Source organism: Herbinix hemicellulosilytica (assembly GCF_002904165.1).
Classification (GTDB): Bacteria; Bacillota; Clostridia; order Lachnospirales; family Lachnospiraceae; genus Mobilitalea; species Mobilitalea hemicellulosilytica.
The window spans coordinates 1-21424 of sequence record NZ_CVTD020000006.1 but is presented as its reverse complement, the minus strand read 5'-3'; the positions used below and the strand labels follow the sequence as shown (position 1 = coordinate 21424).

Here is a 21424-nt window from a genome sequence, read left to right as displayed (position 1 = left end):
TGTGATTAAGGACAATCAAAAAACGCTAAATAGGCTCCATATATTAATAGATGCCACTATAATTGTAGTCTCGTTTTTGATTTCATATTATTTCAGGTTTTACAGTGTCCTTACTAAGCTAAGCCTGTTTAAAGTAGAAAAGGGTACCTATTATCCTTTATATGTATATATTCGCAAATGTCTTTACATTATTCTGCCGCTATATCTTATAATATATAATCAGGCTAAACTATATACTCCTAAACGGGTAAAGAAAAAATGGACAGAATTCTTTCATATAACTTACTCAAACTTTTTTGGAATGGCATTTTACCTCTTTTATTTATATTTAAGGAAAGAATTCAATATCTCCAGATACTTTCTCGGTATATTTACTGTAATTAATATACTCCTGTGTACGGCGGTCAGGATGTCCATCGCCTACGGTTTAAAAGTTGTGCGAAGGAAAGGTTACAATCTTAAGCATGTTATTTTGGTAGGCTACAGCCGTGCTGCCGAAGCCTATATTGACCGCATATTTGCCAACCCCCAATGGGGATATTATATACACGGTATTTTGGATGATACCATGGAAATAGGCACCAGGTATAAAAAAGTGCCGGTCATAGGGAAACTTAATCAGCTTGACGAATATCTAACCAAAATGAATCTTGACGAAATAGCTATTACATTAAATCTTAAGGAATATGAACATCTGGAGAAAGTAGTTGCCACCTGTGAAAAATCCGGGGTTCATACCAAATTTATACCTGACTACTATAGCTTTTTCCCAACTAAGCCGTATACGGAGGATTTGTATGGACTTCCTGTTATTAATATCAGAAATGTACCTTTAAGCAATACTTTCAACTGGATAACCAAAAGAATTGTTGACATAGTCGGATCATTAATAGGCATAATAATATGCGCAATCCCAATGCTGATTATAGCCCTTTTAATTAAGCTGACTTCAAAAGGCCCTGTTATCTTCTCTCAGGTGAGAGTAGGTAAACATAATAAGACTTTCAAAATGTATAAATTCAGGACCATGAGAATACAGACAGAAGAAGAAGAGGCAAAAGGCTGGACCAAACCCAATGACCCGAGAGTAACCGGTATCGGTAAATTTTTAAGGCGGACAAGCCTCGATGAACTTCCACAGCTTTTTAATATATTAAAAGGCGAAATGAGCATAGTCGGCCCAAGGCCTGAACGCCCTCAGTTCGTGGAAAAATTCAAAGAAGTTATACCCAGATATATGATAAAGCATCAGGTTCCGCCCGGACTTACCGGCTGGGCTCAGATAAACGGTTACAGAGGGGATACGTCAATAACCAAGAGGATAGAACATGATTTGTATTATATAGAAAACTGGTCTCTGGGTTTTGATTTTAAAATCATGTTTCTAACTATCTTTAAAGGATTTATAAATAAAAATGCTTATTAATAATGATATTAATTTAAGTATATAAGTATATAAGCATTAGCTTATTGATTGCAAGTATTTAGAATTATATATCGGTATACTAATTATCGTACATTAAAATGATATATTAAGATATAATAAAATCTGCGTATACCTGAAGACCATGTATGATATGCTTATTGCAAATGCCTTTGCATATCGCAGTCTTTAGGTTTTACGCAGATTTTTTATTTGTCCAGTATCAGCTTAATAATTCTCTTGGTTGCCATCCCGTCAAGGTAAGGGAAGTTTTCGGCATTAAATTTTCTGATTTTATCAATCTGGTATTTTTCTTCTCTTATAATATCAATGACTTCCGGGGCTGTTTCTGCTACAGGCCCCGGCACATAGCTTTTATAATCCTCATAAAAGCCCCGGCCTTTATCTGAGAATTTCTCCAAATCGTAGGCAAAGAAAATCATCGGTTTTTGTGTAATGCAGTATTCAAAAATTATGGATGAATAATCTGTAACCAAAACATCGGCAGCCATAATAAGGGAGTGCAAGTCTTTTTCGTATGAAAAATCATAAACATTCTTCAAGTCACTTTTTGCTGCCAGACGGGCAACATATGGATGCAATCTAAGTCCAAGGGCAAAATCTTTCGGAAGTTGTTCTGCCAACTCTTTTACCTGATATAAAGTCATATCTGAACTTAAATTGTCATCCCTAAAAGTCGGTGCATATAATATAAGTTTTCTATCAGGCGGAATATTATATTTGTCGTATATATAACTTTTATCGCTGTTTACTCCCGACCTTTCGGTCTTCCATAAACGATAGAGAATATCATCTGTCTTTGGAAGGCCTGTCGGATACACCCTGTCAATACCTACCCCGAACACTTTGGAATAAAGTTTTGCCGTACTCTTATTATTCACAATAAGATGGGTTATGTTTCTGTTAGCCCTTGCTTCCAGCACTTTTAACCTTCCGGTATTTACATCCTGGCCGAACTTCTTGATTGTACCGGTTCCATGCCAAAGCTGCACTACTTTTACATTCTTTTTTACCCTGAAATAAGCCATGGGAAGAAAAACATTATCCATTAAAATAATCTTAGCCCTGGCCAATTGATAAGGTTTTATGAAGAAAAAATTTAATACATGACTTAAATTTTTTACGGCTTCCACATCTCTTTTTGTAACCCTGTCAAACCGGAAACCTTTATTTAATTTTTCCATTTCCTTTTCAATAAGCCTAACATTGCTGCAAGCACCGTCATCATGGGTCATAATGCAAAAAACCCTTCTGTTTTGAACGGGAAAGAGCCTGCATATGTAGTAAACAAGCGCAAATAAAATGTATCCTACAGTCTTTACCATAATAATCCCACGACTTTCTTATTCCCAATATTCAAGAAATTACTTTAAAGGCGCGGTTTTTAAAATAAGATCAACAACTTTTTTAGACGCCTTTCCATCATCAGCATGATTAAATTTCCTGCAAAAAGCCTCATACTTTTCTTTATATAAATCATAATCATATACTTTTACGGCTTTTATTAATTCTTCCGTTGTTTCCACCACTGGACCCGGTGCATCATTAATAAAGTCAAAATAAAATCCTCTTAAGGTGTTCTTGTATTCTTCAAGGTCATAGCAGTAAAACAGCATAGGCCGTTTTAATATGCTGTAATCAAACATAACCGATGAATAATCCGTTATAAGCATATCGGAAACCAGATATAACATGGAAATATCATAACTCATGTCATAAGTATATATAAAACCTCGGTAGGGTGACCAATCAATCTGATCCATGACCAAATAATGATATTTTACTATCATTACGGTATCTTCTTTTAGCTCCTTCATAAGCAGGGAAAAGTCAATCCTGGGGTTGAATTTATATCTTCCGTTGCCATAAAACTCATTATCCCTCCAGGTGGGTGCATATAAAATTATCCTCTTGTCTTTTGGAAGACCAAGCATTTCTTTTAATTTTTCTATATCGTTTTTATTATTTTTATGAAAAAGAATATCATTTCTGGGATAACCTATTTCAAGTATTTCTTTATTAAAGCCAAAAGCCCTTTTAAATATCTGTGTTGAATATGAATTCTGAGAAATGAGGTAATCCCATGTTTGAGCATTTTCATAAAAATTCTTTTTATACTCATTAATATCGGTTTCTCCTGCCATATATACAGCATCCATATCCAAAGCCAGCTTCTTTAAAGGTGTCCCGTGCCAAGTCTGTATATAGGTACATCCTTTTCTTTTAATGATGTACTTTGGAAATCTGGAATCGCTTATCCAGGTACCGGCTATAGCAAAATAAAAAAAATACCGGAACCGGTTTCTTTTAATCTTTTTAGCCGCTCCCGGTATTTCAGTCTGCATATCCTCCAGTATAAAATAACAGCGGTATTTTTTATCCAGTCCCCTGCGAATCATTTCTTCATAAATTGCCTTAGGGTTCCCTGTATAATTTCTGCCCAAATTGCTCTCAAAAAGTATAATTTTTTTATTTATAGGGAGAATCCTTGTAAGTACTTTATAAAAAGCCAATACCATCTGTTTTATTAACGCCATACCGAATAACCTTACCTTTCATTTATTTGGTAAGTTTTTTATTATATAAGTCTTCCTTTATTTTTGTTGTGGATATTCCTTCCGTTCTCGGTAGGTATACAACTTCACAATAATCTTTCAGGAAATCAAATTTGCCTTGCCAGTCATCGCCCATAACAAACACATCCACTTTATGGTCAAGAATATCCTGAATTTTTTGCTCCCAGTTTCTTTCAGGAATAACCTCGTCTACATAACGGATTGATTCAAGAATAATTTTACGGTCTTCATAGCTGTAATACGCTTTCTTATTCTTAATCGCATTAAACTCATCTGTTGACAGAGCCACAATCAGATAATCGCCTAAGGCTTTGGCTCTTCTTAACAAATTAATATGCCCTACATGCAGTAAATCATATGTTCCGTAAGTTATTACCTTCTTCATTATTTTTAATTCTCCGTAATGGAGAATGTCCCTCCTTTGTCTGTATAATGGATGCAACAGTTATACCATTAATTTTAATATCATTATAAATTGCTTCATAAGCTAAATCAATGTATATTCTGCTATATTACCAATTTTATATCAATTATTATCTGATATATTATTTGTTATATTATCTGATATACTGTTTGGTACAGTTTCTGCTATACCTTCCGATTTATTTTCGGTATTTTCCGATGCATTTTCCGTCATAAATTCTGATAATACATCTGACTTATTTTCAGCTATAATATATACTTCATCTGACTTTTTATCGTTATCCTTGCTTATCTTTTTTTCCGGGTCTATGCCAATTTCATCACTAATCTCAACATTAACGGTTTTCTTTTTCTTCTTTTTCTTTGCCTTACCGTCCTTTTCCTTTCTGGGTTTCATAACCCCGGATTCTCTTTCTATAAACTTTTCTTCGTAAATTTTACATACTTCCTCTGCAGGCCCGCAGGCTACCAGACTTCCGTTATCCAAAATAATCGCCCGGTTGCAAATTGCCATAACCTGCTCAATGGTATGGGATACAAAAAGGACAGTGGCTCCTTTATCGAACATATCCATTATCCGCTTCTCGCTCTTTTTTCTGAACTTGGCATCGCCTACGGAAAGGACTTCATCAAGAATAAGGATATCGGGTTCAACTATTGTCGCTATGGCAAATCCCAATCTTGCTTTCATACCGGAAGAATAATTTTTTACCGGAACATGAATAAATTCACCCAGTTCGGAAAATTCCACTATTTCATCGTATTTTTCCCGAATAAAATCTTTAGGATATCCCAATACGGCTCCATACAGGTAAATATTCTCCGCACCGGTATATTGAGGGTCAAAACCGGCCCCCAGTTCCAAAAGCGGAGCAATCTTTCCTTTTACGGTAACTTTTCCTTCAGTAGCTTTCAGAACTCCCGCAATAATTTTAAGAAGAGTACTTTTACCTGCACCGTTCAAACCGAGAATACCAAGTCGGTCTCCTTTATTAACCGTAAAGGATATATCCTTTAATGCCCAAAATTCCTGGTATCTTAATTCATTTTTTATCAGTTTTATAACATATTCTTTCAAATTATCAACTTTATTTTCCATAAGGTTGAATTTCATACTGACATTTTCAACCTTTACAACTTCCTTACCCACGGTTTCCTCCATATCCGATTATTAAAATTAAATTACTAGATATACAATATAAATTTATCCTGTTTACGGTAAAACAATATTATTCCTATAATTAATGCCGCAAAGCTATAAGCCATAGAAATTTTTAAAGCCAGCATATCAATCGGATGCCCATAAATACAGTTTCTGAAATTGACAATTATGTGGTAAATAGGATTACAATAAAATACCCACTGGTCTTTAATTTTTGCTGCATCGTAGAATATGGCGGCTGTATACATAATCAGCATAAGAGTAACATCCCACAAATATTCCATATCCCTGAAAAATACGGCCAGTGTTGCCAAGATCATACCGAATCCTAGGCTAAGTATAAAAATTAAGGTTAACGGGATAAAAGAGTACAATATATACTTAGTCGGATATACTTTAAATATAAACATGGCACCAAGCAGCACTAACAGTGATATGGCAAAAATAACATATGAAGATAAAATATTGGATAGAGGATAAATGTACTTAGGTACATATACCTTTTTAATCATACCGCTGTTGCTGCGTATTGATTTCATAGCTTGCTTTGTTGCATGGGAAAAGAATGAATATAAAAGCCTTCCTGTCAAAATATATATCGGAAATGTATGATCCGACTTCCCACGGAAATTTATAAAAACAATGGTTAATACAATAGTCGTTAGAATCGGCTCTAAAAGTGTCCATAATATTCCAAGATAGGATCGTCTGTATTTCAACTTAATATTCTTTTTTGTAAGTTCCATTAACAAATATTTATACTTATTAAAGTTTTTTATTGCACTGCTCAATTCAATCGCCACCGTTTGCTAATATTTTAACATTTTAATCCCTGAATACCGATTCTACCACTTTCTTTGCGGCTTGTCCATCTTCCCAGCCACAAAATCTGTCATAAAATTCTTCATACCTTGATTTATATTTTTGTTCAATTAAATCGATGTTCTTTATGCTGTCAACCACTTCTTCGGTAGTAAATAACAAAGGCCCGGGTACTTCTTTTTCAATGTCAATATAAAATCCACGAAGGACATCCCTGTATTTCTCCAAATCATAAGTAAAGAACAGCATAGGCCTTTTTAAATTGGCATAATCGAAAAATACCGATGAATAATCCGTAATTAATATATCGGATATCAGGTAAAGCTCGGATATATCATCATACTTGCTTACGTTGTATGCAAAACCTTTAAAATGTTGGACATCTATGGAGTCTGCTATAAAATAGTGTGTACGCAGCAATACTACGTATTCATCACCCAATTCCTGCTTCATTAAATCCAGATCAAGCTTAAGTTCAAATTTGTATTTCCCTTTATCGTAAAACTCATCGTCTCTCCATGTAGGAGCATAGAGTATTACTTTCTTGTCTTTCGGTATATTAAGCCTGTTTTTTATAATGGCTGCAATCTGGTCCTTATTCGGAGAATGAAGAATATCGTTTCTCGGATATCCTGTCTCCAGAATGGTATTGTCAAACATAAAGCACCGTTTGAATGTTTCACTGCTGAACGCATTGGCAGCTATCAGGTAATCCCATGCTCTGGACTGCTTGTATACCTGCTGTTTATATTTAGGGGAAGCAGAATTTATATCCTCGATATCAAACACCAGTTTCTTTAAGGGAGTACCGTGCCAGGTCTGTAAAAATACGTTCCCTTCCCTTTTAACCATCCATACCGGCTGCCTGCTGTTAAATACCATATATCCGCAACGGGCAAGATAGTAATAGTATCTCAGACTAAAACGCTTAATTTTCTTATGCCTGAAAGGAATCTTGGTCCCCTTTTTGTCAATAATCCAAATACATTTATATTTACCCGGCATATTTGCAGAAATGTATTCGTATATATATTTCGGACTGTCCGAATAATTTTTTCCGAAAAAGCTTTCAAACAGTATCCAGTTTTGCATCATGGGTTTTTTCAGGAATACATGAATATATAAAAACTTTCCCAGTTCCTTCTTACTGCGTAAAATCTTTTTTAGTTTTCTGTAACCCAAATGCATTTTTACTATGCGTAAAGATTTGTTAATATCCTGTTTAATCAAAGCTTTTATTATACGGCGCTTATAACCTCTTAGGCTTTTTATAACCTCATGATTCATCCCGCTTACAAGCTTGCTCATTATAATAAAGTTGTCTTTACGCCATATGTCGTTTTTGCTTCTTTTAAGTCTTGGAGCATAAAGTTTTGCATAATATGTGATATATTTATGTTCGAATCTGATCATTAAATCGGAATTTTTAGGTATCCGCTTCTCTGTTTCATAATAAGCATCTATAAATTCATAAAAACGGTTGGGGTCCTTTATCTGAGATAGTGAAGGAAAATTAATGGCATCGTTATGCTTTCTTTTAACATATAATGCCGTAAATTTCTTTTTAATTCTTTCGGTTTTTGATAATGCTTCCATCAAAAACGGAGTATCCGAAAAATATTTCAGGTTTTCCGGAAATCTTATCCTGTTTTCTTCTATAAAGCTTCTCTTAAAAAGAATATTTAGTACGGAAATGTTCCTAACGCCTTTCCTTTTACTTACCAGTATCCGATAGGCAATCCTGATTCTGGCTTCTTTCAGAAGCTGTCTTTCTTCTTCCGTAAGCTCATCCTCATTTATATACTCCTCAGATTTAACCAGCTTATCTAAATATTCCTTATCCTGCTTTAAAATTTCATATCCTTCACCTTTGTCACTGTCATTCTGATCTCCTTCCATCATTAACTCAGGATCTTCCAGTTCGTTTTCTTCACTTTCCAATTCCTGGTCCTGTGCTTCCTGCTGTTCCTGCAATCTCATAAAATATATACTTCTTTTAAACCATGTAGGCTTTTTCTTGCCGTAAACAATATCATCATCTTTTTCAAGAGCCCCGTTTACCAATTCCTCAATTGTGTTTTCATAAAGATAATCGTCACTGTCCAAAAAATATATATAATCACCTGTAGCCACATCAAGGCCCATATTTCTTGCTGCAGCCACACCGGTTTTATTGTCATCCAAATGGTATAACTTTATAGGAATCAAGTCTTTATATTCCGAAATACATTCCAAATCTTTTTGGGGTGCATGGTCACTGACAACAATTACCTCCAAATCACGATAAGTTTGCTCAGCCAAACTGTCAAGGCAATCCCTTAAATATGCTTCACCTTTATGATAGGGTATGATTATACTGACTTTCATCGCCTTCCTCCGATTGTATTGGATAGTTTCATCTGGTAACATACAATAATGATTATAGCACTTAGCTTTATAATGAGTCAAGGATACCGGGTTTTTCTGTCAGCTTTGTCATTCTTAATATTGATTATTAATATTTTTTCCTCGATTTTTTTTATTAGTCTATAACAGGCCGCGCAAAATAAAAAAAGAATCTCTTTTTGGAGATCCTTTTTATAAATATATATATTTCATTTAAACTTTCATATTTACCGCCCTGTTAATCCCGATAAATTTACGCTTCATTCTAAAAGGTAAACTTTCTGAATACCTATTAATTAACTTAAAGCCTCTTTATTATCCCTTGACTTGATTTACCGGTGCCTGACCCCGTTATATATAACTCTATTAATCAAAGTTATGACTATAGTTATAAAAATTACTGCCGTAAAATACAGGGCATTTGCCCAGGATAGGGTATCATCTGCAAGTGTCTCATATAACTGAAACGCATTGCTGATACTTAAAAATTTTATAGTATCTAATCCTGCATAACCAAGCAGTAAAGGCAACAGAAATATAACCGATGAACATATAATAACCAGTGATTGCTTTTTAAGTAAAAGGGCCATTAAGATTATAAATTGAGTCATCATAACAACAGCAATCAGGGTTAACATAGAGACAAAAATGATTAAACCTATAATGCTTATTTTATATTCTATATTGGCATATTTTTGAATACTTTGAACTGGCAGTTTTAAGTCCGAAATTTTGTATTTACCAAAAAGATTTAAATATTTGGTAAAATTTATCCATATAAATATGACAGTTGACAATATTGTTGCTGTAAGTGTTTTAACGTAAAAAAGTTTCCTTTCTCCAAAAAAGGTACAGCGTATAATATTCTCCATCCCGCTTTGCAAATCAATCGGAAATATACAACTTACACAGACAATAACAAGTAAAACTACATATATAGCATAAATATAATCTCTTTTTGGGTTATTGAAATAATAGTCTGATGATACCTCGGATACAATTCCCGGTTTTAAAGAATGATCCAAAGAATTCAAATAATTAAATTGATTTTCAAAACGGGTAAAACCGACATTTTTTTCAAGCTCAAACTGTAGCAAATTAAACTCCTTCTGATATTCTTCTTTTGTAATATTTCCGTTTACATAATCCGTATATAACTTAGACAATTCATTCGGAATATTTTTAATATAATTTATTTCTTCCTGAATCAAGCTTCTTTTTTCGTTTGTGAGCTCACCTTCATACTTATTTATAAATGCCAGATAACTTGAAGTTTTCCTTTCGACATATAAAGGTGACCTATCAAACGAGTAATATGAAATAATCAGCAATACTATTATAACTAAAAATCGTTTTCCGGTAAAAAACACTTTGTAGAATTCATGATAGAACAAGCTAACCGAACCGGATGACTTCTTGCGTCTATGTATCAAATTGCCGATAAACTGAGGTAGTGTAAGGACTTGTATTTTGAGGTTAAATATTTTTATATTTATTATTGCAAGCGCAAAATGAGCAATAACTATTGATGCAATCATAACTAAATTCCTGTCCAAAGGATATCCAAAAAAGTTTATGTTTGTATAAATCCTAAAATTATCAAAAGTATTTAGGAAAGAAAAAATATTAATATATTTTAAAAGATTAAATACCGAAGCCGGATGTATAAATATATAAAGCGAATACTCTACAAAAGATACACCTAAAATCAATAAATATATCAAAGTAAATGAATTACTAAGCTGAAAAAACAGAGCTAGAATAAGTGCAATTAATAAAATTGCTGACAGCTTTATGCTTAAAAAACATAAAAGATACTCTCCTACCGTAAGAGCAAGGGTACAATCCCGAAATTCACTTACAGATTGGATATATCTCGTTAAGTCTCCAAATCCCAACATTTTATGAGCTGCAAATATAACAAACCCATAGATTACTATAAAGCCTAAAATAGTTAACATAAATAATGATATAAGTTTAGATATTATAAGAGGCAAATGTCCGTTAACCGTAGATTTAAGTATCCTAAACAGGCCTTGCTCCCGTTCGGAAGAAAAAATATAATAACACAATACAAAAACAAAGGTAATCAATAAAATATCCGCATAAATAAACTTTGAAAATGTCAGTATACCGGAATTGTTACCTATCATTAATTTAATGTTCTTCATTTTTTCGAAATCTGATTGGGTTTTTATAATATTGCGGTAGGCATATGATTTATCTGATCTAAAAAGCGGGGATTTTAGCATATCTTTTGTTCGCCGGTCCATAGACAAAATAAATTCATTATATGACTTTATATACTCAAGCTGATTTATCAAATAATATAGTTGTTGATTTTCCTCATAAAGCTTATATACATCAACCTCATTTTCCATATTTAAAACAGCTTCCGTTAAAAGGGGGTCGCCGTAAAAACTGTCAGCATACTCTAAAAAAGCTTCCAAAGCTAACTTTTCATCCTGATAAAGGGATCGGTAATTATGATACGCTATTATTAAATCATTCTTTTTTTCCTTGTTGCGTGCAAGTATAATAGCATCTTCTGTAGGTATGTCTTTATAGTATTCTATGAGCTTGCTGTCAATCCCGCTTATTGTTGTTTTAGCTTTGTTAATAAACATAAAAACAGATAAAACCATAAATGATAACAAAAGTAACCATATCGTCCTGTTATATATATGCTTTTTTAGTTCACCTGCTAATATCCTCATTTCTAACCTCATCAAATAAGTATAAATATACACTTTCCAAGGTTGGTTCAGCAGCCGTCCATTCATAATCTTGCGGACAGTAATCCGACATTATGTCTACACAAAGGGTCCCATCCATTTTGGCTACCACATTTGTAACTACATAATTCTTTCTGATTCTTTCAAGTTCTTTTGCCGGTACGCATGTCCGCCAAGCTTTTGAATACATGGATTTTATAATATTTATAGGAGAATCTTTTAAGATTAACTTGCCTTTTTTAAGAAATATAATTTCTTTTGCAATATTTTCTATATCGCTTACTACATGGGTAGCAAATATTATTATTTTATTCTGCGAAATCTCGCTGATAAAATTGCGGATACTTGCCCTTTCCATCGGATCAAGTCCGACTGTCGGTTCATCTAAAATAAGTATTTGAGGGTCATTAAGCAGAGATTGGGCAATCAGAATTCTTTGTTTCATCCCTCCGGAGAACTCACCGAGTTTCTTATGGGAATACTCTTTTAGATGAAGCAGCTCCAACAGAAAGTCAATTTTTTCTGCTGCCTGTTTACGTTTTAAGCCTTTCATGGCTGCCATATACCATAAAAATTGCTTGGCTGTGAAATTATGATATAAATTCTGCTGTTGCGGCATATAGCCCAATAGATTAAAGAACTCCTTCCCCAGGACTGTGATATCTTTTCCGTTCCACAAGCATGATCCTGATGTAGCTTTAATATTCCCGGAGATAATATTCATTAAAGTAGATTTTCCTGCTCCGTTTGGTCCAAGAAGACCATATACGCCCTCTGTTAATTCAGCCCTAAAATTGCTTAAAGCTATGGTATCTTTATACTTTTTGGTTAAATCAACAAACGATATCATCATAATTAAGCTCCACTTTCTATGATGTTCTAACTACCAAAGGGTACATTTTTTCACGTTCTGTTTCAATCAACAGCTTCCATTCCATATTCCCTGTAGAGATTTTACTCTTTTCGGCATAATATATTCTCAAAAAATCACCATCTGCTTGTTGCAAAAATAAATGATCTTTACCGCCAGGTATCAAGCTTTGAATCTCCCCGAAAGAACCCGTATGAACCCTGTCTACAACTTCACCCTCAAAAGTATATATGATAAGTTCCTGCTCATCTGCAGGTTTACTAAAAGGACTCCACTCAATATCACGGGAATACAAATACTGCCCATCGGATCTGACCTCAACCGGAAATCCTAAATCAAAAGTTTTATTAACGTTACTTCCGTCAATATCAGCCATAAATGCTTCCTGATGATCAAGAGATAAATCAGGATTAAGTTTTGTTATTCTGTAATACATTTTACTGTTTATAAATGACGGCATATCAAAAGAAACCATTTTCTGATTGTCAGAGATTGCTTCTGTTTCTCCAGTTTGAATATTATACTTTAACATTTTATTATAAATACCGCTCTCAGTAATGTCAAAAGAGTCAAAGAATACATAGTTTCCATAGCATATTATATCGTCTATGTTTCCATGGATAAATTTTTCTTTATATATTTCTTTGCTTTTTCCCTTTAATGTAGTGGAATTAACACTTACAATAGTTTGTCCGTTAGCGTCCCAGACCTGATTAGAATAATACACAACCCCTCTATGCAAAGCGGCTGCGCTGATTGAACCGTCAATTTTAAACAAAGATTTTCTTCTTGTACCGTCTGGTGAAACCTTTAAAAACTCACTTTCATGAGCTGTAGTTATACGTGATACAAATATGTATAAAGATTTATTATAATAAAACAGTGATTTTGGCCTTTCAAAGAAGGCATTACAATAAAGTGTCTTTGTCGGATCGGTTTCTTCATAATGCAGACAATTCGGTTTATTGCATACTAGTATCGGGTGCATACTTGCTTTATCTGCAAAAAACAGATAGTTACCGCAAAAAAAATAATAACCTTCTTCACTTTCAGCCATGGGCCCTACGTTTGTATCACTATAATAAAAGAACTGGTAATCTTGTCCCTCTATGTAACGGTTCTCATTAATTATTTTTGATGAGCATGATGAAACTAATATTATTTCTAATATAAAAATAATTAATAATGTAAGTACTTTTAGTGTATTTTTCAATGAAAAACACGCCCCTAACTTTTTAAGAATGGGGGATTTTCTCCCCCGCTATATTAACTTATTATTATGTAATTATTTTAATGTTTATCCTATATGGATTTACGAACTCCACATTAATTTCTTTATTTATGGAGTTGTATAACTTGTCCATTGTGCAGATTCACCTTGATATGTTAGTAAATTATATGCACCATAAACATGGTAACCGGATGCAGATTTAGCAACAATGTACATATAAGGTGCAGTTACTGTTGCTGATGTTTCATTACTATCATTGCCTGCATATTCAGATATGGATTCTAATGTATTACCATATGCATAATTTAAGGTTACTTCCACAAACACTCCATTAATTACACCATATGAATTTGTTGGATAAGCAAAAGTTGTTGCAGATGCCGTTCTGGATGTGGCTGATGGAAGAGTTACAGTTCCTTTCCCAGCTGCATTTGCTGTACTGGAATATGTAGTATTTGTCCCTGCATTCGCAGAGCCGGTAATAGAGCATAACATGCTTAAAGTTAATATAATAGCAGCAATTTTTTTCATTTGGTTTCCTCCTTTACTTCCTAAATATGATATTTTTCTACACTAGTTGTATTTTTATGTATATATTATACTATATTTGACATATTTTCGTCAAACAGGTCTTATATCTTACTTTTTCTGGTTTGCTAACCTCCCATTAAGGAATCAATGCTAGAAGCATTCAAAATTTTGCTTTATTCTTTTTACATTGAGAATGTTAAATTGGTAAGATTCGACCTTTAATCAATTTATCTACTTCTTTTATCTTTCTTTCCGATTCACTAATCCAGTCTTTAATTTTATCTTTGACATCTACCATTTTAAATAAAATATTTCCTGTAGTTATTCAAATTTACGTTTTAACCCTTTCAGGGCTGCCATATACCATAAAACCAATATTATTATTAGCGGTAATATGGTTGATAAAATAATTACTTTTAAGATTTTCTTCAATGAACGGTACGCCTCCTAACTTCATATGGAGATTTGTTCCCCATTATTCTATTTTTTAGTAATCATTTTAACAAGCATTTTAAGATTTACTTACTCCATATTTATTTATGGGGTTGTATAGCTTAACCAAGGCGCTATTCACCTTGATTAGTTTAATAATTATATAAAGCATATTATGTTGTAATGTTCATCTGTTGTGGATTTTTCAATAATATTTGTATAAATCATACCTATATATAATACGGACAAACTTGTAATTATCTTACACCTCTTGTCAGATTTTCGGTTGTCAGCGACACCATTGTTATTCAGCATTAACTTCCCGCTACCTAGTATCTGCGGGATTTTCATCCGATAGATTTCACCAATGCCAGGCTCATAAAAATCACATGCTGTAATAGCTAAAAGTACCTAAATAAAAAGAGGTTGACGCAAAAATTAATTAATAGGATATAGATATAACAGTAATACACCGTTAAAAGAACATTTGCGCGTTTTGTGCGTTCAGGCAAATTTTCGTGTCCGATTATGCCTACAAAATTAGTTCGATGTTCTTTTAACGGTATGTGAAGTTATATCTATATCCTTAATAGAATTATGCGACAACCTCTCTTTATTTATTTCTGTACTCCGTATTTATATAAATTAGCCTCGTCGTACTACTTATTATCGTCTCTTACTCCCAAACGGTTTAACGCACTAAATATTGCCCGTATTGAAGCCCTGGTAATATTGGAGCTTACACCGACACCATAAGTTGCCTTGCCTGTATTCAAATCCAGCATATGTATATAAGCCGCCGCATGGGCTCCGGATCCACCGCTTAAAGCATGCTCGCTGTAATCCAATATCTTAACGTTGATGTTAAGTTCTTTCTGCAGACCGTTTTGAACCGCATCAATCGGACCGTTACCGGTAGCTTCAAAGGACTTTTCTATACCATTATCGGTGTAATGAACCACTGCATGTGTGCATCCTTCTTCAGTATGATCGTCAAATTTACATTTCCTAAAGTGCAACGGTTCTTTCTTTTCAATATAATTCTTCTTAAACTCTTCCATAATCTGCTCCGGTGCAACTTCGCCCTGTTTTTCGGATATTGCCTGGATTATATCCGCAAACTCTTTATGCATGCCTTTAGGAAGTTTAAATCCGAAATAGGTTTCCATAATAAATGCTACGCCGCCCTTGCCGGACTGGCTGTTGATACGGACAATCGGCTCGTATTTGCGTCCGATATCGGAAGGATCTATAGGAAGATAAGGAACTTCCCAATGCGGGTTGTTTCTTTCTATCAAAGCATGCATGCCTTTATTAATAGCATCCTGATGAGAACCTGAAAATGCCGTAAATACCAGCTTACCGGCGTAAGGATGCCTTTCATGGACTTTCATCTTAGTTACTCTTTCATAAACTTCTATTATCTCATTTATATCGGATAACTCCAACTCGGGATCAATCCCTTGGGAGAACATATTATATGCGATGGTAAGTATGTCGACATTGCCTGTTCTTTCTCCGTTGCCAAACAAGGTACCTTCTACCCTTTCGGCTCCCGCAAGAAGGGCAAGTTCGGCAGCCGCAATGCCTGTACCCCGGTCATTATGAGGATGTATGCTAAGTATTACGCTTTCTCTGTTTTTAAGATTCTTGTTCATCCATTCAATCTGATCCGCATAAACGTTGGGCGTATTCATTTCAACAGTAGCAGGAAGATTTATAATCATTTTCTTTTCCGGAGTCGGTCCCCAGGTATCGATTACCGCATTGCACACTTCCAGTGCATAATCAAGCTCCGTTCCGGTAAAACTTTCCGGGGAATATTCCAGTATTATTTCTCCGTCAAAATCCTTGGCATATTCTTTAACAAGCTTTGTACCGTTAATAGCTATCTGCTTTATCTCTTCTTTTGACATTTTAAATACAACGTCCCTCTGCAATACAGAGGTGGAATTATATATATGAACTATAGCCTTTGGGACACCTTCCAAAGCTTCAAAAGTTCTTTTAATTAAATGCTCTCTGCATTGGACAAGTACCTGAACTGTTACGTCATCGGGTATAAGCCTACGCTCAACCAAATGCCTTAAGAAATCAAATTCGATCTGGGATGCTGACGGAAAACCGACTTCTATTTCTTTGAATCCAAGCTTAACAAGCAATTTAAAAAATTCAATCTTTTCCTCCACTACCATCGGTTCAATTAAAGCCTGATTTCCGTCTCTTAAATCTACGCTGCACCATATAGGCGCCTTGTTAATTTCATTATTTGGCCATTGTCTTTCTGGATAGTAAACAACCGGATTCTTTTTATATCTTTTATAATTCATCATAGCAATTCCCCCTAATTAATATAATTTTTCCTATGCAAAATCAATTTTTATGACAGGGTTTTGTTTAAAATAATATAATCAATCCTGTCACATAAAAATGCATTAAAAAATTATATTAATTACGGAGTCGATAAACCACACTGTATATTTTAACAATAAACAATGTGCTGCTATCTACTCGAGTCCCATATGACCAAATCCTTTCTGTTGCTTTTTTATTCTTTAATTATGTTATCTTATGTTATTCCGGCCAAAAGTATGCTATGTATAAATATAAAAGGCCACTGTATATAGTGACCTAAATTATATCACCTAATAATTTACTTGGCAACAATTTTTTGTATAAATAATAATTGATAAAACATTTTGACAGAAAATATCGGCGTAATCATTCATTTATTCTTCTTCTTTTATAATATACACAGGCCTGTTTTTTGATTCCAGATACGTCTTTGCCAGATACTGTCCCAGTATACCAATGCACAGCATCTGAACTCCGCTAAGCATACAGATAATGCAAACCAATGACGGCCATCCGGAAGTCGGATCCCCCCAGATTACTGTCTTGATTATTATAACTATAATCATCAAAAATGCCAGAAAGCAAAATATAATCCCGAAAACAGACGCAAATGCCAAAGGGACCGTGGAGAAAGCAGTAATACCTTCTATAGAATATAAGAATAACTTCCAAAAAGACCATTTGGTCTTTCCAGCCGCCCTCTGGATATTACTATATTCAAGCCATTTTGTCTTAAAACCCACCCAACTGAATATTCCCTTGGAAAAGCGGTTATATTCGGTCATTGATAAAATGGCATCAACAACCTGCCGTGTCATGAATCTGTAATCTCTTGCCCCGTCCATTATTTCTATTTTTGATATTTTATTAAATAGGCGGTAAAAGCATCTGGCAAAAAAGGACCGGACCGGGGGCTCTCCTTCTCTAGTACTGCGTTTGGTTGCCACACAATCAAATCCTTCATATTTTACTGCTTTATACATTTCAGCTATCAAAGAAGGCGGATCCTGGAGGTCTGCATCCATAATAACTACATAATCTCCCGAAGCTTTCTTAAGGCCGGCATATATGGCTGCCTCTTTTCCAAAATTTCTTGAAAATGATACATAGTGAACTCTTTCGTCTTTTTTACGGAACTTTTTTATCACTTCTAAAGTGCCGTCAGAAGAACCGTCATTGACAAATAAAAATTCGAACTGTAACTGATTTAATGTTCCGGCCACTTTTGCTATTTCATCATAAAAAAGAGGCAAAACTTCTTCTTCATTAAAACATGGTACTACGACAGACAATACCTCCATTTAAAATCCTCCTTTTGCCGTTTTTACGCCGGCAATTTTACTCTTCTTCTGTTAACAAATAAAATGAAAGCAAATATAACTGTTGATGCAAACGATATTATAGCTCCTTCCAATAAAAACGGTGTTCTGTATTTTAAAGAAATATGATTTTCCCCTTCACCCAATATAAGAGCCATGTGCATCGTATTGGCCCGAAGGATATCAGCCCTTTTACCGTTAACATATGCTCTCCAGCCTCTGCTGTATGGAATGCTGAAAACCATAATTTTTTCTCTGTCTAAATTTACATTTCCCTCAATAATGTTATTTCCCATTTTCATGTTGCTTAATGTAACTTTACCCAACTCCTTAATCCGTTCCTTATAGTAATTCATGTCCACATTATATATATCTATGCCGTTAAAGCTGAAAGTGCCTTTTTGCAAAAAGGTGATTGTAATTCGGCTTTTGCTTTGTTTACTGTAACCTGTGTTAATCAGGTAATCGTCCCTGAAATAAGTATTATGATAGGGGCTTCTTACATTTACAATCTTTGCTGCATCACCGTCAGCTTTTACTTTTAAGTTTGTCATCGTTGCAGCCCGCCTGCTAATATTAAAATCTTTTAACCTTAAGTAAACCTCTGATTTAGGTTCTGATTCAAAATCTATAATTATGGCGGCACCTGGTTCTTTTACTTTAATTTTGTTATTATCTGTTTCTATATTTTCATCAAAAGTAATCTCTGTTTTTAACTTTTTTATCCCCATTCCGGAATCCGGCACAATTTTCTGAAACCCTTCCGGTGGGTTTTCAAGAACTACCGCACTTAACATTATATTTTGCTTTTCCAGGGTATTAAGATCTGCATACTCTTCTTCGGTTATATAATAGTCATAAGTATATCCGAAGGGTATCCAGAATAAATTTTCAAAAAGATAATACTTGTCCTCTCCCTCTTCTTCGGTAATTAATTTATAAGCATAAGGAGCTGCTGATTTTTGGTTTGTAATAAAATATTTGACATTGGACAAGGCATTTAGTACGGTGCGGTTATCATGATTGTCAAATCTGTAAGTATTGCGCTGATCCAATAATTCCAGTTGTTTATAATAGTTTGTAACATTCTTGTCCATGATGCTGAAATATGCCGATACATCATTAAAGTTTGCACATAGGGCCTCGTTTCTTACTTTATCTCCGTAAGTTTCAACACGATAAAAGTTCTCGTCCTCAATATTATTAATCAACTTGGTCATGCCTTCTGTTGTATTTATTAATACCTCATCCTTAGTCAAAAACTCGTTTACGTAACCGTGAAACTTCGGCGAATAATAGGCATGTCCGTGAAAAGCCAAAGTAAAAACAACCAAAGAGGCAAGTATAAGTTCACGAGTTGCATTTCTTATGTTCAACCGATTTGATTGCAGCAGCAGAATCACAGCCGATACAAAAAGTAAGATAAAAAATTCGTATTTTACCGTACTTCCGGAACTAAATGCAAACGCCAGCAGGCCATAGCCGGCTGTTCCTATGATCAGAAAGAATGTAACTCTTTTATTTCTGATTAGCAATTCTTCAAAAGTTAGCACAAAAACAAGAGCTGCTACTAAACTGACGGCAAAAACCCACCTGTTTGTGATATATGCAAAACCGTTCATCATAAATCCAAAGGCAGGTATTGACAGGGCCAAAAATACGAAAATTAGCAAAGTTCTTATTTTACGGTACTTTTTATAAGCCATCACCACTGCCAGGCTTGCTGCCAATACCGTAGAATACGTAAGGTTTACCCAATAACCGGGTGATACTCCTGTCGCAAACAGCCCCTGCAATAAACGAATATAATAGCCCTTAGTGTAATGAAAAATGCTTATCAGCATCTTCGGACTGCTTTCCGCACGGCCGTTTTGCAAAAAACCATATACTACAGGTAAGAATACAATTGCAGCCATTCCAAGTCCGATTAGGTAATAACCTGCCGTATAAAAACCGGTTGTTAAAAAGCCTTTTATTAGTTTAGGCTTTGACTTCTTATTGAGATTAAAATACCTGATTATAAAATATATTATTGCGATTATTGAAAGCATGTAAAAGAAATAGAAATTACTTATTGCCGATAAAAATACAGCCAATATAAACGTTGCCTGTTTTTTCTTAGTTAAAAGCTTTTCTATACCGATAAAAAGTAACGGCAAATAAATCATAGGATTTAAAAAGAAGGGATGCCTTACCCCCGCATACAAAGAGTATCCGCAAAAAGTATAAATTAAAGCTCCCGATATTATGGCAAAATCATTTTTGCTCCATAATTTTGCATAAAGCAAAAATGCCAATCCGGCAAGATATAAGCGCAATATCACAAGTAATCCGTATATTAAAACAGAACTTTGCGGAGTCATAAAAACGGCAAGTAGCGAAACAGGGTCTCCAAGCGCATAGTAATGCAGGGTCATAATTGTATCAAAACCCAGACCCAGTTTAAAATCAACCATAGGAAAGCCTTTTCCCGAAATTAAACCTCTAAGCAATTTCCCGTAATAACATAATATAGGATAATGCTGGCTTATACCGTCAATTTGCCATACAAATGATTTCCCTTCAATAATAAAGGGCAGGAATGTGATAAACGATAATATAATAAACAGGACCGAATATCTTAAACAAATGCATTTCTTATAAAATTTAGTCAAATTTGTTCTTTTTGTGCCTTTTACGCCATTCATATAAACCATGATGCCTCTGCCTGAATTATTAATTTTTTATATTCTTTAAATATCCCTATTTAATTCATGTTGTTTATTTATATAATTATTTTCTATAATTTTACATTTAATTATACCCACATTATATGAAAAAATTTATGTATAATAAAAAGCAAATAAACAATATGAAGACTTAATATTTCATTTGCTTATTTGATTTAATAAGCGAACAAACAATATTGTATTTTATAAGTTAATTTTTATATTAAGTCGCAGGTATCAAATTCAGTAACACTTTCGGTTCGTCGTTAAGTTTAATATTTTTTGATATATCAGCTTCAATATCCAGATAATATGTACCTGCGGAATAACCTAAAAGGTTTATAAAGGGTTTTAAGTTATTCCGGTTTATAGATTCGACTTCACTGGCAGGCCCCTGGACATATACTTTGATCGGTCCTTTAGTAATATA

14 protein-coding genes and 1 pseudogene are annotated in these 21424 nt (G+C 34.2%); 1 reads left to right on the top strand and 14 read right to left on the bottom strand.

Going from position 1 to position 21424, the window contains the following annotated elements; all coding sequences use genetic code 11:
- Nucleotide 1 precedes the first annotated feature (1 nt).
- Nucleotides 2-1426: an undecaprenyl-phosphate glucose phosphotransferase gene (locus HHT355_RS00655; protein ID WP_103201534.1), complete on the top strand. Its 1425-nt coding sequence runs from the start codon at nucleotides 2-4 to the stop codon at nucleotides 1424-1426.
- A gap of 206 nt (nucleotides 1427-1632) precedes the next feature.
- Here the strand turns inward: HHT355_RS00655 and HHT355_RS00650 are convergent, their stop codons facing one another.
- The 14 genes and pseudogenes from HHT355_RS00650 to HHT355_RS00585 all read right to left on the bottom strand — a co-directional run.
- Nucleotides 1633-2769 (bottom strand): CDP-glycerol glycerophosphotransferase family protein, encoded by a 1137-nt coding sequence (locus HHT355_RS00650; protein ID WP_103201533.1) that lies wholly within the window; start codon nucleotides 2767-2769, stop codon nucleotides 1633-1635.
- 39 nt (nucleotides 2770-2808) lie between these two features.
- The gene (locus tag HHT355_RS00645) at nucleotides 2809-3981 is read right to left on the bottom strand and encodes a CDP-glycerol glycerophosphotransferase family protein (protein ID WP_103201532.1); all 1173 of its coding nucleotides are present in this window, start codon (nucleotides 3979-3981) and stop codon (nucleotides 2809-2811) included.
- 22 nt (nucleotides 3982-4003) lie between these two features.
- Nucleotides 4004-4405 carry a glycerol-3-phosphate cytidylyltransferase gene (tagD, locus tag HHT355_RS00640; RefSeq protein ID WP_103201531.1) on the bottom strand — a complete coding sequence of 134 codons (402 nt, stop codon included), beginning with the start codon at nucleotides 4403-4405 and terminating at the stop codon, nucleotides 4004-4006.
- A gap of 459 nt (nucleotides 4406-4864) precedes the next feature.
- A pseudogene (locus HHT355_RS00635) lies at nucleotides 4865-5605 on the bottom strand (ABC transporter ATP-binding protein); the annotation flags it as partial.
- Between the two features lie 23 nt (nucleotides 5606-5628).
- Nucleotides 5629-6396, bottom strand: coding sequence for an ABC transporter permease (locus tag HHT355_RS00630; RefSeq protein ID WP_242967472.1), 768 nt, complete (start codon nucleotides 6394-6396; stop codon nucleotides 5629-5631).
- 34 nt (nucleotides 6397-6430) lie between these two features.
- Complete coding sequence (locus tag HHT355_RS00625) at nucleotides 6431-8794, bottom strand: bifunctional glycosyltransferase/CDP-glycerol:glycerophosphate glycerophosphotransferase (RefSeq protein WP_103201529.1); 2364 nt, start codon at nucleotides 8792-8794, stop codon at nucleotides 6431-6433.
- Between the two features lie 350 nt (nucleotides 8795-9144).
- Nucleotides 9145-11529 (bottom strand): hypothetical protein, encoded by a 2385-nt coding sequence (locus tag HHT355_RS00620; RefSeq protein ID WP_103201528.1) that lies wholly within the window; start codon nucleotides 11527-11529, stop codon nucleotides 9145-9147.
- Nucleotides 11510-12400, bottom strand: a complete 891-nt coding sequence (locus tag HHT355_RS00615) for an ATP-binding cassette domain-containing protein (RefSeq protein ID WP_103201527.1) — start codon at nucleotides 12398-12400, stop codon at nucleotides 11510-11512. Before HHT355_RS00615 ends, HHT355_RS00620 begins: the two co-directional genes overlap by 20 nt.
- Nucleotides 12401-12416: 16 nt before the next feature.
- Nucleotides 12417-13631: a hypothetical protein gene (locus HHT355_RS00610; RefSeq protein ID WP_103201526.1), complete on the bottom strand. Its 1215-nt coding sequence runs from the start codon at nucleotides 13629-13631 to the stop codon at nucleotides 12417-12419.
- A 126-nt stretch (nucleotides 13632-13757) separates the two neighbouring features.
- Nucleotides 13758-14180: a hypothetical protein gene (locus HHT355_RS00605; protein WP_103201525.1), complete on the bottom strand. Its 423-nt coding sequence runs from the start codon at nucleotides 14178-14180 to the stop codon at nucleotides 13758-13760.
- A 1091-nt stretch (nucleotides 14181-15271) separates the two neighbouring features.
- A complete protein-coding gene (gene leuA / locus HHT355_RS00600) occupies nucleotides 15272-16945 on the bottom strand; it encodes a 2-isopropylmalate synthase (RefSeq protein ID WP_103201524.1) in 1674 nt (557 codons plus the stop codon).
- A gap of 396 nt (nucleotides 16946-17341) precedes the next feature.
- Complete coding sequence (locus tag HHT355_RS00595; protein ID WP_103201523.1) at nucleotides 17342-18268, bottom strand: glycosyltransferase family 2 protein; 927 nt, start codon at nucleotides 18266-18268, stop codon at nucleotides 17342-17344.
- A gap of 23 nt (nucleotides 18269-18291) precedes the next feature.
- Complete coding sequence (locus HHT355_RS00590) at nucleotides 18292-20982, bottom strand: YfhO family protein (protein WP_103201522.1); 2691 nt, start codon at nucleotides 20980-20982, stop codon at nucleotides 18292-18294.
- Nucleotides 20983-21217: 235 nt separating this feature from the next.
- Nucleotides 21218-21424 (bottom strand): CdaR family protein (locus HHT355_RS00585; RefSeq protein ID WP_146039157.1); only part of this gene is annotated, 207 nt, incomplete at its 5' end.

Excerpts from the sequence above, each read along its gene's own strand:
- HHT355_RS00650 (WP_103201533.1), bottom strand. The coding sequence starts at position 2,769 with ATGGTAAAGACTGTAGGATACATTTTATTTGCGCTTGTTTACTACATA.
- HHT355_RS00645 (WP_103201532.1), bottom strand. The coding sequence starts at position 3,981 with ATGGCGTTAATAAAACAGATGGTATTGGCTTTTTATAAAGTACTTACA.
- tagD (WP_103201531.1), bottom strand. The coding sequence starts at position 4,405 with ATGAAGAAGGTAATAACTTACGGAACATATGATTTACTGCATGTAGGG.
- HHT355_RS00625 (WP_103201529.1), bottom strand. The coding sequence starts at position 8,794 with ATGAAAGTCAGTATAATCATACCCTATCATAAAGGTGAAGCATATTTA.
- HHT355_RS00620 (WP_103201528.1), bottom strand. The coding sequence starts at position 11,529 with ATGAGGATATTAGCAGGTGAACTAAAAAAGCATATATATAACAGGACG.
- HHT355_RS00615 (WP_103201527.1), bottom strand. The coding sequence starts at position 12,400 with ATGATGATATCGTTTGTTGATTTAACCAAAAAGTATAAAGATACCATA.
- HHT355_RS00605 (WP_103201525.1), bottom strand. The coding sequence starts at position 14,180 with ATGAAAAAAATTGCTGCTATTATATTAACTTTAAGCATGTTATGCTCT.
- leuA (WP_103201524.1), bottom strand. The coding sequence starts at position 16,945 with ATGATGAATTATAAAAGATATAAAAAGAATCCGGTTGTTTACTATCCA.
- HHT355_RS00595 (WP_103201523.1), bottom strand. The coding sequence starts at position 18,268 with ATGGAGGTATTGTCTGTCGTAGTACCATGTTTTAATGAAGAAGAAGTT.
- HHT355_RS00590 (WP_103201522.1), bottom strand. The coding sequence starts at position 20,982 with ATGGTTTATATGAATGGCGTAAAAGGCACAAAAAGAACAAATTTGACT.